Raw genomic sequence first — 16,112 nt, forward strand, 5'->3', positions numbered from 1 at the left:
TCACCCCGGTTGCAGTTGCCCTCGCTCCTTTTGGCGGCATCGCGCTTTTAACCGCGCTTAATATCAGCACAGCTATTAGAATTCCGACCATTGCCGGGCGTCATGACAATGGCGTCATCGCTTCAAAATCGGGCAAGACGCCGCTGGCATAACCGACAGCGGCGAGCGAACCGATCGCGATCCGACCCTCGCGGATCGACAGCATCGGGCCGTCGGCACCCCACGCGTAGAGATCGGGATGGGCCGCGGCAAAGCGTTCTTTCTCCGCTTGCGGCGCACCCTGCATGCCGGCCACATAGTGATGGCCGTTGCGCTCGACATGGGAAATGCCGAGCAGAGAACCCAGCGCCAGATCCTGCTGCACGGCGAGCCCGGCCTGGCAGGTCAGGTCCTCCCCCGACAGGAACAGCCCCGGCGTCGGTCCGGTTCGGATGCGGATCGCCTTCATGAGCGAGCGGTAAATGCCCTTGCAGGTTTTCGAGGAAACGCCGGTATAGCCGAGCCCCCGGGCGCGGACGAAGGCATCGTCGCCGTCGTCGCTCTCGTCGATCAGAAAAGGCAGTTGCACCGCCAGATTCCCGAGCGGCGTTTGCATGGTGATATCGCGTGAGAACGGCTGTTCGACAAAGGCGATGGTAGCCCGCAGCCTCGCCAGCCGCGGCATTGAATCGATACGCGCCAGCAAAACGCCAAGCTGTTCGGCGGCCAAGAACTGTTCGTTGCCATCGACTGTCACCCGATAATCGGGCAGACGGTCCAGCACGGCGGCGATCCGCGCCAGCCGATCGATATCCGCGTCGACCGCGCCCGAGAGCTTGATCTTGAACCAACGATTGCCGTAGCGCGCCATCACTGCCTCGAGGCTTTGCGGTAGGCCGTCACCTATGGGATCGACGATATCGCCCTCGGTGATCGGGTCGAGAAGCCCGATCGTATGGCGCGCAGAGATCGAGCCGGCGGGGCGAAGGCCGGGGAGCGCGGCGGAAGCGGCATCCGCATCGATATCACCGGGCAGCATCGGGCCGCCGATGCCGACGAGATTGCTGCGCACCGCATCGAAGAAAGACATTCCGGCAAGACGGCAATAGGCATCCAGCGCAGCGCGGGCAATGAGCGAAGGCCCGAAGCCGGCGGCCAATGGATTTCCGGGCAGGCGCCGCAGGGTTTCCATCTCGTTCAGGCGGGCGGCGGCAAACAATGTCGTCGGCGCGGAGGCTTCGAGCGAGGCGGCGGCCGCAATGCGGATCGAGTCGCGCAATTGATCGACATTCTGTGCCGGCGTCAGCGCCGGTTTTTTGTCGAACCATTTCGGCACCATCATTTCGGCGGCAGCGCCGATGGCCGTCCTCCCCCCTTCATCCTCGACGCGCACCCTGAGGAAGGCCTGGGGCGCCTTTTCGAGAGTTGCTGCGCCGAAGCGGAACGGCAGGCGCAGCCTGATGTCGCGCTCGAAAGCGTCGATCTCGGCGATTCTGACACGCGGCGCCGTTAGGGAAGCTCCCATACTTCTTTCCATGTCATGCCATCCGGTCGAGCATGGCGCGCGAAACTTCGTGCTGGAGCGGTTCCCGGCGCAGCAGCCGGCCTATCTCATCCACCATGACTTGCCCCTGAGCAAAATGCGCCTCCTCGGTGTGGCCGGCGGCATGCGGCGAAATGGTGACATTGACGAGCGCAGGGTCGCGGAACGGGCTCTCCGGCGGCAGCGGTTCGTTATCGAAGACATCGAGAGCCGCCTCGATACGGCCGGAGCGGATCTCGGCGAGCAAGGCGGTCTCGTCGACCAGCTCTGCGCGCGCGGTATTGATGAACAATGCGCCGGGGCGCAGCAACGCCAATTCACGGGCACCGATCATCCGGCGCGTTTCGGGCAGAACGGGCGCATGCAAGGAAATCACATCGCTCGCAGCGAGTGCATCGTCCAGTCCTGTTCTGACGACGCCGAGCGCTGCGGCCTCGCTGTCGCTGAGATAGGGATCGACGACCAGCACGCGGCAGCCGAAGGGAAGGAGCAGCCGCATAACCGCCCGTCCGACATAGCCGGCGCCGACGATGCCGACCGTTCTGGCGCCGAGCAATCTCTGCGGCACTGCAGCGCGGACGTCGAGCCATTCGCCGCCCTTGCGCAATCGCTGATGCAACCGATGAATGCCGCGCATGGCGAGCAACGCTTCGGCGACGACGAATTCGGCAACCGAAGTTGCAATTTTCGAAGCGGCATGGCTGACGCGAAGGCCGTCTTCGAACAGACCGGCGGGAACGAGCGTGCGGACGCTGCCGGCCGAATGCGCAACGAGGGCAAGTTGCGGATGGCGTTGGCGCGCGGCGGGATCGAAGGGCGGCGTGCCCCAGCCGGTCAGACACGCCGTGGCGCCTTGCAGCAGCCGGTGGGCATCGGCGGCATCGATTGTGGCGCCGGTCGGCCAGCGTACCTCGCCGAGGGCATTCAACTCAGCGGTCGCCGCATCGTCGAGCATCATGCGGCGGGTCTTTTCGGTCAAAAGGACGGCAATGACGGGAGCTTGTTCACGCAAGATTTTGCTCTTTCGCTGCGGCGACCAGGCGCCTGAGATGGGTGAGATCGGCGCGGATCTTGTCGAGCGCCTGTTCCTGGGGGACCCGGTATTGGGAATGCATCGAGAGCACCCCGGCAAAGCCGGTAGCGACCAGATGCGGAATGATTTCGTTCCAGGGCACCATGCCGTCGTCGAGCCCGTACCAATCCGAATGCCAGGTACGCTGGCCCTGTGCCCCATAGACGCCGGGAAACCAGCCGCTGTTCTTGACGCCCATGCAGCAGAACCACGGATCGAGAAGGTCGAGGGTCAGACGCCAGTCCTCGGTCCCCTCGCGAATGATCTGGTTGGCGGGATCGGGATAGGCGCCGATCCTGATGGGATCGCGCCCGGCCAGCAAGTGCATCGCCAGAGCGCCCGAGCTGTGCAGCGTCCCGCCGTGAAGCTGGATCGTCAGCTTGACGGCGAACCGTTCGGCGAGGCGCTCAAAACCATCGAGGTCACGCCTGGCTTCATCGACCTGAACCTTCCAGCGCTGGGACGGATCATAACGCCAGAAGCCGAGCCGGACCTGGCCGATGCCGGCCTCGCCGCAAAAGCCGAGCAACCGGGACGCAGCATCGTCGGGCCGGATGGCGTCGATGGTCGCCATCGGGACGCGCAGGCCGCCTGCGGCAAAGAGCTTTACCGCCTTGACGATTTCCTCCGGCCTCTCCGGGGTAATGGCCTGGCCGTCGCGAACGAGAAGATCGGCACAGTCGAACCCCAGGCCCGCCGTGACCTCCGCCGCCTTCTCCAACGGCAGGCCCTCCAGGGTCTTGGTGAAATAGGCGATATTCATGATGTCCCTGCTCATCGATTGGAAAAGCAAAGCTCGCTGCGGCGGCCGAACGCATCGCGGGCGCGCACCGCGTATCGCGTCCCCTCCGGCGGCGACATGTGCAGGAATGCCGTCGAGATCAGCGGCACGGAGTTGACCTTTTCAAAGGTCTGGCCATCGGCGCAGGCCAGAACATCGTAAAAGATGGCGGGGCTGTTATCACCCGCCGCCCAGAACAGCATGCGCTCCTCCCGGCCGCCAAGACCAAGATAACGCTCGACGACGAGACCGGTGGGTGCGGCCGGCGGCGCGCCGCTGTCGGGAACGACAATCACCTGCGTCAGCGACGGCAATGGCACATCGAGGTCGACACTGATCCGGCCCTCGTCGCAGTCGACGATGCTGATCGGATGCAGCAAGGCCGGTTCCTGCGCGCGGCGCAGTTCGGCAAACTGCGCTTCATCAGGCTGAGGCGGCGCGCCGACCGGCTCGAAGGGCCCGCGGGGATTGCTTTGGTCGCGTTGGGCCTCCCACACCTCCATCGGATTGGTGAATTCCTCGTCGATGCGCAGCAGGCACAGCGCGTGGCGGCCAGGGACCAAGCCGTCCACCTCGAGACGAACGGCGGTGCGGCCCGAACGATTGATGGCGTCGACGCTATGGATGAGGCTGATGGAAACACCGCCGCCCGGCAGCCGTGTCGGCAGGATTGCCAGGCCATCCTGGTCGGGAGCCAGCGGGGGTTCGGCCGTCACTTTGCAGACGGTATCGCCAAGCGTTGCCAGCAATTCCATCGACGTCAGACCGGGCTTCTTGATGAGATCGAACGGCGGGGCGGCATCGACATCGGTGACCAGCGTGCCCAAATCGGTCTTGTGCTCCCACTGCGCCTTGGTGAAATTGCGCGGACCGAAATAGGCAAAGATCGTGCGCTGGCCCCAGCCGCCGATAAAGGCGTGGTCATTGCTGAGGAAGGTGAAATCCGCCGCTTTCGGGGCGATGATGCGCCGGTCGTGCTGCTCGATGATGCGGGCGATGATCCCGGCGTAGTAGGCCTTGCCGTGCCAGCTGTGATGATCGCTCCAGCCGAGCTGTGGATCGCATTCGTCGTTGACGATCGGCAGGCCCGCAAGCCGCGGGTGGTGCTCCTTGAGATAGTCGACGACGAGAAGCGTGCGGTCGACGATGGCGTTGGTTTTCGGCGTCAGGTCTTCCTTGCTGCCGTTGACGCCCTTTTCGTGGATCGAGATGTAGTCGATGCGCGGCGGGCCGTCGCCGGTCAGGCAGCTCGTGCCACTGTCGCAATGGGCCATCAGGGCGCAAAAGATCGGCGAGAGCGTGCGGGCGGTGCCGGGCCCGCCCATGGGCAGGCCGGGATCGATGGCGTCGAGGCCCGCGACGCAGGCGTCGTAATAGTTGGTATAGCTCTTGATCCCGTAGGTCCACCAGCCGGAGTCGGCCTCGTTGGTCGTCTCGAAATACCATGTGCGCAATTCGCCCATACCGTAGCGCGCGCCATAGCGGTCGGCCGTTACTGTGACGAGATCCCGCCAGCGCTTGACCTGATCCATGTCCTCATAGTCGGTGAAGAGGCCCGACGGATTGCCCATCAGCTCGAAGAACGGCTTCAGGCGGTGTTCGATCATCACGTCGAGCGCGCGGTCTAGCAGGGACCAGTCATAGACGACCTTGCCTTCGCCGCCGATGGCGCGCAGCAGATTGTAGAGGTAGTGGACGCGCAAATACCGGATGCCCTCGTTCGGCAGGCCGCCGATATAGGCGAGCATCTGGCGCATCTCGGGTTCGAGCAGCAGCTCGGCCGGCGAAAAGCCGGTGCCGCGCCAGAACCGGTTGAACGGACGCAGCGCTTGGCTGGCATCGACGTTTATTCGCGTACGGTCACGCATCGCTGATATCTCCGTGGGCGGAAGTTTGGCAGTACGCCGGGGCGCACCGGATTATTTGAACTTGTCGCGCATCGCATCGATGCCGGGGATGGTTTTGGTCAGATGCTGATGGGCGGGATCGAAGCGCTGGATCAGCCCCCGGCGATGCTTGCCGACAAGGATGGTGAAGATATAGCCACGATGCCCAGGCGAGGTGACGGTCGGATGGTAACCCCGGTCGACCAGGACAGTGTCGCCGTTGCGGGTCATGAGGATCTTGACCGGACCATTGTCGTCATAGGTGATCTGGCTGCCGAAGCCGGTCTCTGGCTGGAAACGGTAGTGATAGAGCTCCTCATGCAGGGTCTCGGCATCGCCGTCTTCGGTGTCGTGCTTGTGGGGAGGATAGCCCGACCAGCAGCCCTCACCGGCATAGAGTTCACTCACCAGCAGATTGCCGCAGCGGCCGTTCTGGCGTTGCCCGAGCAGGTGGACGATCCGCCGCTGGCTATGCGTGTCGGGCGAACCGACATTGACGGCGTCGACCTCGTCGGGCGAGATCCGGAACGGGGCGTAACGGGTCTCGCAGAGGCCGCCGGCGATGGCGATTTCCGCCGGGCCGCCACGGGCCGATATCCGGACATTGGCGTCGACGGGCGCGTAGACCGAATCCGCATCGCCTCCCCAGATATCGGCTCGCCGGCCCACAGCTTCGAAGCTGATGTCATCCACCTCGATATCCACCTGCCCCGACAGCACGACGTAGAGGCTTTCGTGCAGAGGCAGCCGCCGCGTGTCCCGGCCATCGGCCGGAAGCGTGACGAGGTCGAAGTAGATGAGATCGAGCGTCCTGGAGGAGGTATCCACAATGGGACGCTGCTCGGAGCGTGGAATGAATTCGGGCATCAATTGAACTCCGGAACGGTACGATCGGCGAAAGGATTGAGGGTCAGGGATTCGGCATGATGGCAGGCCACCGCATGTCCATCGGCGGTGACGGTGCGCAAGCCTGGCACCTCCTGCCTGCACAGCTCGGTGGCGTAGCGACAGCGCGGATGAAAGGCGCAGCCGGGAGGCGGATGGGCAGGGTCGGCGACTTCGCCTCCCAGCCGGATGCGCCGGCCGTGACGGCGCAGCCTCGGATCGGCGATCGGCACAGCCGACAGCAGCGCTTCGGTATAGGGATGGAGCGGACGCGAAAAAATCTGCTCGGTCGGCGCCTTTTCGACGACGCGGCCGACATACATGACGGCGATATTGTCGGAGATATGCCGGACGACCGAGAGGTCGTGGGCGACGAAGAGATAGGTCAGGCCGAACTGTTCCTGCAGGTCCTGCAGGAGATTGATGGTTTGCGCCTGCACGCTGACGTCGAGCGCGGAGACGGCCTCATCGGCGATCACCAGACGCGGATTGGATGCAAGCGCCCGGGCAATGCCGATGCGCTGGCGTTCACCGCCGGAGAAAGCATGGGGATAGCGGCGCATATATTCGGGCCGCAGGCCGACGCTCTGCATCAGCTCGGCAACCCGGTGTTCGAGTTCCCGGCCCTTGGCGATGCCGTTGACGCTCAGCACCTCGCCGATGATGTCGATGACGGGAAGGCGCGGATTGAGCGAGGATTGCGGATCCTGAAAGACGATGCGCAGGTCGCGATGGATTTCGTCCAACGCCGGGCCGGACAAAGTAGCGAGATCGACCGTGCCGCCGCTGCGGTCGCGATAGCGGATTTCTCCGCTGGTCGGCTGGTAGATGCGCAGCACGGTGCGGGCCAGTGTGGACTTGCCGCAGCCGGACTCCCCGACGATGCCGAGCGTCTCGCCGTCTTCGACGCGAAGCGAGACGCCGTCGACTGCTTTGACATGCCCGACCACCCGCCGGAACGCGCCCTTGCGAATGGGGAAATGCATCCTGAGATCGTTGAGTTCGAGCAGCGGACTTGGTTGCGTCATGGGATCGGCCATCATCGTCCTCCCTCATAAAGCAGACAGCTGGCGACGTGCCCTTCGCCGATGAGGACCGATTGGGGGTCCTTTCGGTCGCAGAGACCTGCCCTCGCCTGCTTGCACCGGGGATGAAAGCTGCAGCCCTCGGGCCGGTCGAAACGCGAGGGTACCATGCCGTCAATGATCGCCAGCCGTTCGGTCGGCTGGCCATGCATGCGCGGCACCGATTGCAGCAGCGCTTTGGTGTAGGGATGAACAGGTGCATGGAAGATCGTGTCGACATCGCCCGCCTCCACCACCCGGCCGACATACATGACGACAACCTCGTCGGCGATCTCGGCGACGACGCCGAGATCATGGGTGACGAACAGCACCGAGAGCCCGAATTCGGCCTGCAGCGAGGCGAGCAGATCGAGAATATTGGCCTGGGTGGTCACATCGAGCGCGGTGGTCGGCTCGTCGGCGATCAGGAGTTTGGGGCGGCAGGCGAGCGCAAGCGCGATACAGACGCGCTGACGCATGCCGCCGGAAAACTGGAACGCGTAACTTTCCATGCGCTCAGCCGGACGGGGGATGCCGACCAGGGCAAGCGTCTCGATGGCATGTTCGCGCGCCTCCTTGCGTCCCATCTTGAGGTGCAGGCGGATCACCTCGACCATCTGATTGCCGATCGTATGGACGGGCGAAAGCGCAGCCATCGGCTCCTGGCTGATCAGCCCGATCTGGGCGCCGCGGATCGCCCGCATGTCGCGGCCGCGCGGATCGAGTGAGGCGAGATCGATGGCGGGGGCTGCCGGATCGGGCCGGTAGCGGATCGCGCCCGAGACGATCCGCCCACCGCGCGGAACCTGGTTGAGGATCGAGCGGCCAGTGATGCTCTTGCCGGAGCCGGATTCGCCGACGACGCAGACCGTCTTGCCGCGCGGGATGGAAAAGGAGACGCCGTCGACCGCCCTCACCGTGCCCGCCCCGCCGAAGAAATGGGTCCTGAGGTCGTCGACCTCGATTAGCGGGTCGCGATCGGCGCGCCGGCCGCCGGCGGCAGCGAAATTTCTATCAGTATTCATAGGGATCTGCAGCATCGCGTAATCCATCACCGAGGAAATTGAGGGCGAGCACGGTGACGATCACCGCAAGGCCGGGAAGGAACAGCCAGGGGGCGCTCGAGACCGCCAGAATGTTCTGCGCTTCCTGAAGCAGCACGCCCCAGCTCACCACAGGCGGACGCAGGCCGATGCCGAGGAAGGAGAGCGCGGTTTCGGCGAGAATCATCGTCGGGATGGCAAGCGTCACCGAGGCGATGATGTGGCTCATGAAGGACGGCACCATATGCCGCCAGATGATGCGCATCCGCGAGCAGCCGTCGAGATGGGCGGCGATGACGAAATCTTCCGTCTTCAGCGACAGGAAACGTCCGCGCACCACCCGCGCCAGATCGGTCCAGCCGATCAACGACAGGATGACCGTGATCCAGAGATAGACCAGGATCGGATCGGCGCTGATCGGAACGGCGGCCGCAAGACCCATCCACAGCGGAATGGTCGGGATCGAGTTGATGAGCTCGATGCAGCGCTGGATGACATCGTCGACCCAACCGCCGTAGAGGCCGGAGATGCCGCCGAGGATAATGCCGAGGATCAGGCTGATCGCCACCCCGATCAGGCCGACCGACATCGAAACGCGGGTGCCATGCACCGTCCGACTGAAGACATCGCGACCGAGCCGGTCGGCGCCGAACAGGTAGAACGGCTTGCCTGCCTCGTTCGGGCCGATCAGATGCCGGTCGAGATCGAACAGTCCCCAGAGCCGATAGGGTTCGCCTTTGACGAAGAAGCCGACGGGAATGACGACGGCCGGATCGGCCACGTAATTGCGGCTGAGCGCAATCGGGTCGATCTTCATCGAATAGCCGTTGACATAGAGCGGATGAAATTGCCCCGCCGCGTCGTAGCCGGCAAACCGCAGCTGCTGGGGCGGCGCATAGGTGTAACGGGAATCATAGGCCTGCGACGAAACCGGGGCGAGAACCTCGGCAAAGAGGGCGACCATGTAGATCAGGAAGATGACGCCGCCTGCCGCCAGCGCCAGCCGGTGGCGGCAGAAGCGCCACCAGATGAGCTTCCACTGGCCTGCGACGGCGGCGGTATTTCTGGGTTCAGGCGATAGCGCGATGGCTTGATCGGTCATATCTATCGTCCTTCAGCCGTTGCGGATGCGGGGATCGAGCCAGGCGAGCAGGAGGTCCGAGATCAGCGTGCCGATCAGCGTCAGCATGCTCATCAGCAGGATGAAGGTGCCGGCCAGATACATGTCCTGGGCAAACAGAGCGTTGAGCAGAAGCGGCCCGGTGATCGGCAGGCTGAGGACGATGGAAACCACCACCGAACCCGAGACGAGGTGCGGCAGCACCCAGCCGACAGTGGAGACGAAGGGATTGAGCGCCACCCGCACCGGATACTTCAGCAGCAGCCGGATTTCGCTCAGGCCCCGGGCGCGGGCCATATCGACATAGGGCTTGTTGAGTTCATCCAGGAGATTGGCGCGCATGATGCGGATCAGTGCTGCCGTGGCGCCGGTGCCGAGCACGACGACCGGGATCCACATGTGCGAAATCAGGTCGCCGAATTTGGCCCAGCTCCAGACCGCATTGATATAGGTGGGCGAGAACAGGCCGCCGACACTTTGGCCGAAATACTGTGCCGAGACATACATCAGCACCAGCGCCAGCAGGAAGTTTGGGATGGCGAGGCCGAGAAAGCCGAAAAAGGTGGCGAAGTAATCGCCCACCGAATACTGCCGCACCGCTGAATAGATGCCGATCGGAAAGGCCACCGCCCAGACGAAGAGCAGCGTGGTGACCGAGACCACCATGGTCAGGCCCATGCGCGCCCAGATCAATTCGCTGACCGGCTTGTTCCAGTCGAGGGACTGGCCGAAATCACCGCGCAGCAGGATGCCGCTGATCCATTTCCAGTATTGCACCGCCCAGGGCTGATCGAGGCCATAACGTTCGCGCAGGCCAGCGATGACGCCGGGATCGATCGTTTCGTTCTGCGAGGCCAGGCGCGCGGTCATCGCAGTCAGGAAGTCCCCCGGCGGCAGCTGGATGATGATGAAGGTCACGACCGAGATCGCGAACATCATCGGGATCATATAAAGCAGACGTCTGATGATGAAGCCGGCCATGTTCAAGCTCCTTCGACCAGCGACCGCCGATCGGACTGGATGATTGGGACTGGGCTGGTGTCGGAATGGCGACCGCGGACGCCATTCCGGCCGATCGTCTACCCTTACTGCTGGTAGTAGAAGGTCTCCGGCTTTGCCGGTCCCGGCGTCATGTAGAACGAGGTGCTCGGAATGACCTTCGGCACGTTGTGCATATTAATCTTGACGATGCCGACGCGATCCGGCTCCAGGTTCGTGCCGATGACGTAGAATTCGTCACGGGTGATCGCCAGCAATTCCTTCATGGCGGCGAGCTGCTTTTCCAGCGTCGGGGCTTCCTGCACCTGCCGGTAAAGCTCCATCTGCTTCTTGGCGGCCGGGCTCGGCTCCTCAGCGTTCGGATCCTTGGGATTCTGGTAGTAAAGGCCCCAGGCCGTGGCGAAGCTCGACTCATATTCGTGCGGGAAATACCATTTGGGATCGAGCAGGCCGAGGAAGTCGTAGCCGCCGCCGCCAACCCATCCGAGGCCGTCATTCTCATTGTTCTGCAGGCGGGAGAAGATCAGCGACCGTTCGGCCGGGCGGGGCTGCATGTCGATGCCGACGGCCCGCCAATAGCGCTGGATCATCTCCAGCGCGTCGACCTGGATCGGGCTTCCGGTCAGCGCATCGATCGCAAAGGTGATCCGCTTGCCGTCCTGACCGAGACGATAGCCTTCGGCGTCACGTTTGGTGATGCCCGCCTTGTCGAGATACTGATTGGCAAGGTCGACATTATATTCCAGATATTGCGTCGCCATCTTCTCATCGTAGAGGGCCGTGCCTTCGCGCGGAGCTGCCTGATAGGGCTTGGCCTGTCCGGCATAGATCAGCTGGTTGAGCTCCTCGCGGTTGATCGCGTAGCTGAGGCCGATGCGAAAATCCTTGTTGGAGAAGACAGCGCGGAGCGCCGGATTCTTGTGGGTCTGGTTCAGGGTGATCAGCAGAGCGTTCGACCATGCCGGCCGGGCGATGAACAGCCCGTAACCGGCCTTTTGCTGGTTCTGCACGATCACCGTGCGGGCGTCCGTCGTCTCGATGAAGCGGTTCTGCATGTCGATTTCGCCGCTGATCGCCTTCAGGATGATCGCCTGCGTATCCTGCATCACGTCGATGGTGATGCGATCGAAGTAAGGCAGCTGGTTTCCTGCGGTATCAACCTTGGCATAATAGGGATTGCGTTCGGCGACGACTTGTGTGGTGCCGTTATAGGGCGCGGTCAGCACCCAGGCATCGAGCGTCGGCCGGCCGAGATCGCGCCAGCGGCCGGGAAAGCCGATCTTGTTGTTGAAGAGCTGGACCCAGTCGGTTGCGCCGGCTGCCTTGACCAGGGCGTCGACGCCGTCGGGGTTGAAATCCTTGTGGAATTGCTTGAGGTAATGCGCCGGTGCGGCCGCCAGGATGTCGGAGCCGCGCACGGTCGCCATATTCATCAGGAACAGGCCGTTCGGCGCGGCGAACTTGAAGACGACCTTGTCTCCGGCAAGCTTTTCGACCTTGACCGGCTCCCCGCCTGCGGTCAGCCAGTCGGGTGCGGCAGGCGTGATCTTCGTGTTGCGCAGCACATTCTCGTTCCACCACACGAGATCGTCGGCGGTAAAGGGCTCACCGTCCGACCAGCGAGTGCCTTCCCGCAGGGTGAACGTATATTCGGTGGCGTTGTCATTGACCTCGACGCTCTTGGCGATGTCTGGGATGACCTCGGTCCATTCCGGGTTCCAGCGGACCAGCCTGGTATAACCGATCGAACGCTCGATCTCGCTGTCGCTGCCGCCGAAGGTCGCCGTGCGCCAGGTGCCGCCATAGGTACCGACCGATTCGAGCGGCGTCAGGACCAGAGGTTCCCTGGGCACCCGCTTTTCGACAGGCGGCAGCTTCCCGGCATCGACGAGCGCCTTGAGCTCCGGCGCTTCTTGAAAGCCGAGAGCGGCGCCGGCCCAAGTGGAACCGATGAGGATCGCACCGGCAACGGTCGAAACGACCTGCCGTCGTAGGATTCTGACGTGTTGCATTGTTTCCTCCCAATGATCTCGTCTAGGTTATCGTTAACGTATTCTCCTCAACTCCGAACGTTAACGTTATCGTTGCATCTTGTCAAAAAATTCGTATTGACCAATTCAGACCCGCAAAAGCTTGGCTTTCGCCGAAACTATGTTAGTTATCGTTATCGTAAATATCGCCCTCTCAGAGACAGCCCTTGAGCAGCTCCAAAGAACCAGATTCCAAAATCACCATCGCCGACGTCGCCCACGCCGCCGGCGTTTCGCCGATGACGGTATCGCGCGTCCTCAACGGCCGGGGCGGCGCCAGCGCCGAAACCAGTCAACGCATTCTCTCAGCGGCGAACGAGCTTAATTACCGGCCCAATCCCTTTGCGCGCGGGCTGCGGTCCGATCGATCGAAGACCATCGGCCTACTCGTTCCCGACATCACCAACCCGTTCTTTCCCGAGGTCATCCGGGGCGCCGAGGATGCGGCGAGCGCCGCCGGCTACAACCTGCTTCTCTCCAATGTCGTCGAAAGCAGCAAGCGGGAAGAGGAACTGATCGAGACGCTGCTCAGGCATCGGGTCGACGGCATCATCGTCTGCAGCGCGCGACTGCCCGATGCAGCACTTCACAAAGCGCTGGCACCGCATCGCGCCGTCGTGCTTATCAACCGCGAGGCTCCGAACGAGATCGCCGGAACCATCGTCACGGATTACGAGACGGGCGCCTCGCGGGCCATCGACCATCTGGTCGAGCGCGGCCGCCGCAAAATCGCAGTCATTGCTGGGCCGCGCAGCTCGTTCGGCGGCAAGAGCCGCCTTGTCGGCATTCGCAAGACTCTGGCGGCCCATGGGCTCAAGGCGCACGGCATCGTCTATTGCGATCCGACGGCCGCGGGCGGACAGACGGCGGCGGCCGAATTGCTGGCGGAAACGCCCGGCATCGACGCCCTCGTCTGCTACAACGACCTCAATGCGATCGGCGCCATGAAGGCCTGCCGGGCCGCCGGCATTTCGATCCCCGAGCAGATCGCCCTGATCGGCTTCGACGACATCCCGACCGCGGAACTGCTGTCTCCGGCGCTCACCACGCTCAGGGTGCAGAAACGCGAAATGGGAGAGGAGGCCGTGCGGCTGCTGCTCAGCCGCATCGCCACCAAGAACCGTCAGCACGGCATCGTCATCGTGCCCGAACTCATCATCCGCGAAACGACCTGACTCCAAGACCAACAGGAGGAATATCCGATGGATGCCGGCAATCTGCAGTCACTGGCCCTGCCCGAGGAGAAAAAGTCCTGGTTCGTCCATGACCGGTTCGGCATGTTCGTGCATTGGGGCCTTTATGCCCTGCCGGCGCGCCACGAATGGGTCAAAAGCCGCGAGGAACTTGATGACGCCGACTACCAGAAATATTTCGATCACTTCGATCCCGACCTCTACGACCCCCGCGAATGGGCAAGACGCGCCAAGGCGGCGGGCATGAAATATGTGGTGCTGACCACCAAGCACCATGAAGGCTTCTGCCTCTGGGATACCAAGGCCACCGGTTTCAAGGTGACCAACACGCCTTACAGAAAGGATCTGCTGCGGCCTTTTGTCGACGCCTTCCGGGCGGAGGGCCTGAGGATCGGATTCTATTATTCGCTGATCGACTGGCACCATCCCGACTTCACGGTCGATCCGCGCCACCCGCAGCGCAATCATCCGGATGCCTCGAAGATCAACGAAGGCCGGGACATGCAGCGATATGCAGCCTTCATGCGCGAGCAGGTGCGTGAACTGCTGACCGAGTTCGGACAGATCGACATCATGTGGTTCGACTTTAGCTATCCGCAGTGGAAGCTCGGTGAACTTGTGGGAAAGGGCCACCAGGATTGGGAAAGCGAGAAGCTCGTGCGCCTGGTTCGCGAGCTTGCCCCGATATCATCATCAACAACCGGCTCGACCTTGCCGGCCTGCAGCCCGATATCGTCACGCCAGAACAATATATGCCGCGCGCCTGGCCGAAACGCGACGGTAGGCGCGTCGTCTGGGAAGCCTGCCAGACGCTGAGCGGTTCCTGGGGCTATCACCGCGACGAGGATACCTGGAAAAGCACGGAGCAACTGGTGCAGATGCTGGTCGGCACCGTTGCCATAGGCGGCAATCTGCTGATGAATGTCGGCCCGACGGCGCGTGGCACGCTCGACCACCGCGCCATATCGGCGCTTTCAGCCTATGAGGACTGGATGGCGCTGCACGAGCGCAGCATCGTCGGCTGCACCCAGTCCGATTTCACCGCCCCACCCGATTGCCGCCTGACCCAGAACGGCGACCGCCTCTATATCCACCTGTTCAACTGGCCCTACAAGCATCTGCATTTCGATGCGCTGGCCGGCAAGATCGAATACGCGCAATTCCTGCATGATGCCAGCGAGGTCACCTGGCTGCGACCGTCGGCGAATACGCTATGGGCAAACACCCAGTTCCCCGTCGGCGAGGACGAGCTGACATTCGTCCTGCCGGTGCGCCGCCCCAAGGTCGTCGTCCCGGTCATCGAGGTCAAGCTCAAGGCGGGGAGTGCGTCCGGTATTCAGGACTAGCTAATGAGTCTCGGCGTTTGCCGGAGCGGGCAAGACGTAGTCCGCTTCGGAAATAGCTCGCCTGGTCCCGCTACCGGCCCTTACCATCAGCCCTGTTTCGTGCCGTCAGAAAGCTCAAGGCTGCCGCGGCTGACCAGCGAGGGTATCTGGAGAATATGCTCGGCGCCGGTGCGGCCCTCGACCCTGGAAATCAGCGTCTGGGTGGCGACCTGGCCGAGTTCCCTGCCCGATTGATCGATGCTGGCGAGATTGACGAGTCCAAGGGCTGCGGTCGACGAGTTATCATATCCCACGACGGCGAGATCTTCGGGCACACGCACGTCCATCTCCATCGCCAGGCAAAGAAGCGTGATCGCATCGAGATCGCTCCAGCAGAAAACGGCACGCGGCCTGTCCTTCCTCGATAGGAACTTTCGCATCGCCTCTTCCCGCTTTGGCGAGGCGATTGGAATTTTGCCGATCGGAGCGGAGGACCCCAAGCCCCCGCGCTGCATCGCCCGGCGGAAACCGATCTCTCGCTGGCGCACGACCGAAACGGCATGCCCCTCGCGCTCGCCGAGGCTGAGCATTTCGATATTGCGATAGCCGCAGGCAATCAGCGCTTCGACCGCAATCTCAGCGCCGCGCTGGTCGTCGGCATTGACGGTGTCGAAGGCCGTGGCCCCGGCAGCGTGGTAACCAACCGCGACGATCGGGATCTGCACCGCGAACTTTGCGATGATCTCCGAGGGCAGCCGCGGCGCAACCAGGATAAGCCCGTCCATCTTGTAGTCGATCATCGACTCGATCAGGGACGTCTCGAGCTGCACCCGCGCATCGCTGACGCCGATCATCGCCTGATAATGCGACGGCGCCAGCACGCCGTTCACGCCGGCAATTACCTCCGGAAGAAAGGGGTTGCGGATGTCGATCAGGAGCACGCCGATGGTGAAACTGCGGCCACGCAGCCCCCGCGCCGCCCGCGACGGGCGGTATCCGAGCGCATCGATAGCGTCGGTCACTTTTGTACGCAGCGCGTCGCTGACGCCGTAGGCGTTTCGCATCACCTTGGAAACCGCTGCGACCGATACGCCCGCATGGGCTGCCACGGTCCGGATCGTCACCCGATCGTTTCGTTGTCGCGTTTGTTTGTCTTCGATGGGCATGAAATCTCTGTCTTGCGGCTGCGGGT

12 protein-coding genes and 1 pseudogene are annotated in these 16,112 nt (G+C 63.0%); 2 read left to right on the plus strand and 11 right to left on the minus strand.

All coding sequences use genetic code 11. The features are described 5' to 3' along the window. Nucleotides 1–100: 100 nt before the first annotated feature. The 10 genes from FFM81_RS22740 to FFM81_RS22785 form a co-directional block, all read right to left on the minus strand. Nucleotides 101–1,516 carry an enolase-like domain-containing protein gene (locus FFM81_RS22740; protein WP_138384546.1) on the minus strand — a complete coding sequence of 472 codons (1,416 nt, stop codon included), beginning with the start codon at nt 1,514–1,516 and terminating at the stop codon, nt 101–103. A 1-nt stretch (nt 1,517) separates the two neighbouring features. Beyond that, nucleotides 1,518–2,534 (minus strand): hydroxyacid dehydrogenase, encoded by a 1,017-nt coding sequence (locus FFM81_RS22745; protein WP_138384545.1) that lies wholly within the window; start codon nt 2,532–2,534, stop codon nt 1,518–1,520. Next, nucleotides 2,527–3,357, minus strand: coding sequence for a sugar phosphate isomerase/epimerase family protein (locus FFM81_RS22750; protein ID WP_138384544.1), 831 nt, complete (start codon nt 3,355–3,357; stop codon nt 2,527–2,529). The genes FFM81_RS22745 and FFM81_RS22750 overlap by 8 nt, the downstream gene beginning before the upstream one ends. An 11-nt stretch (nt 3,358–3,368) precedes the next feature. After that, nucleotides 3,369–5,243 carry a GH39 family glycosyl hydrolase gene (locus FFM81_RS22755; protein WP_138384543.1) on the minus strand — a complete coding sequence of 625 codons (1,875 nt, stop codon included), beginning with the start codon at nt 5,241–5,243 and terminating at the stop codon, nt 3,369–3,371. Between the two features lie 51 nt (nt 5,244–5,294). Next, a complete protein-coding gene (locus FFM81_RS22760) occupies nt 5,295–6,128 on the minus strand; it encodes a 5-deoxy-glucuronate isomerase (RefSeq protein ID WP_138384542.1) in 834 nt (277 codons plus the stop codon). Next, nucleotides 6,128–7,186, minus strand: a complete 1,059-nt coding sequence (locus tag FFM81_RS22765; protein WP_025417811.1) for an ABC transporter ATP-binding protein — start codon at nt 7,184–7,186, stop codon at nt 6,128–6,130. The genes FFM81_RS22760 and FFM81_RS22765 overlap by 1 nt, the downstream gene beginning before the upstream one ends. Beyond that, nucleotides 7,186–8,235: an ABC transporter ATP-binding protein gene (locus FFM81_RS22770; protein WP_138384541.1), complete on the minus strand. Its 1,050-nt coding sequence runs from the start codon at nt 8,233–8,235 to the stop codon at nt 7,186–7,188. The genes FFM81_RS22765 and FFM81_RS22770 overlap by 1 nt, the downstream gene beginning before the upstream one ends. After that, complete coding sequence (locus FFM81_RS22775) at nt 8,225–9,355, minus strand: ABC transporter permease (protein ID WP_138384540.1); 1,131 nt, start codon at nt 9,353–9,355, stop codon at nt 8,225–8,227. The genes FFM81_RS22770 and FFM81_RS22775 overlap by 11 nt, the downstream gene beginning before the upstream one ends. Nucleotides 9,356–9,367: 12 nt before the next feature. Beyond that, nucleotides 9,368–10,354, minus strand: a complete 987-nt coding sequence (locus tag FFM81_RS22780) for an ABC transporter permease (protein WP_138384539.1) — start codon at nt 10,352–10,354, stop codon at nt 9,368–9,370. Between the two features lie 104 nt (nt 10,355–10,458). Then, the gene (locus FFM81_RS22785; RefSeq protein ID WP_138384538.1) at nt 10,459–12,384 is read right to left on the minus strand and encodes an ABC transporter substrate-binding protein; all 1,926 of its coding nucleotides are present in this window, start codon (nt 12,382–12,384) and stop codon (nt 10,459–10,461) included. 185 nt (nt 12,385–12,569) lie between these two features. Here FFM81_RS22785 and FFM81_RS22790 point away from each other — a divergent pair, with 185 nt between their 5' ends. Next, entirely contained in the window at nt 12,570–13,577 is a 1,008-nt protein-coding gene (locus tag FFM81_RS22790) for a LacI family DNA-binding transcriptional regulator (RefSeq protein ID WP_003572420.1), read from the plus strand. A gap of 27 nt (nt 13,578–13,604) precedes the next feature. Next, nucleotides 13,605–14,941: pseudogene (locus tag FFM81_RS22795) on the plus strand (alpha-L-fucosidase). 86 nt (nt 14,942–15,027) lie between these two features. On the opposite strand, the gene FFM81_RS22800 reads toward FFM81_RS22795, so the two are convergent. Then, complete coding sequence (locus tag FFM81_RS22800) at nt 15,028–16,086, minus strand: LacI family DNA-binding transcriptional regulator (RefSeq protein ID WP_138384537.1); 1,059 nt, start codon at nt 16,084–16,086, stop codon at nt 15,028–15,030. Between the last annotated feature and the right edge of the window lie 26 nt (nt 16,087–16,112).

It is taken from the genome of Rhizobium hidalgonense, from assembly GCF_005862185.2.
Classification (GTDB): domain Bacteria; phylum Pseudomonadota; class Alphaproteobacteria; order Rhizobiales; family Rhizobiaceae; genus Rhizobium; species Rhizobium hidalgonense.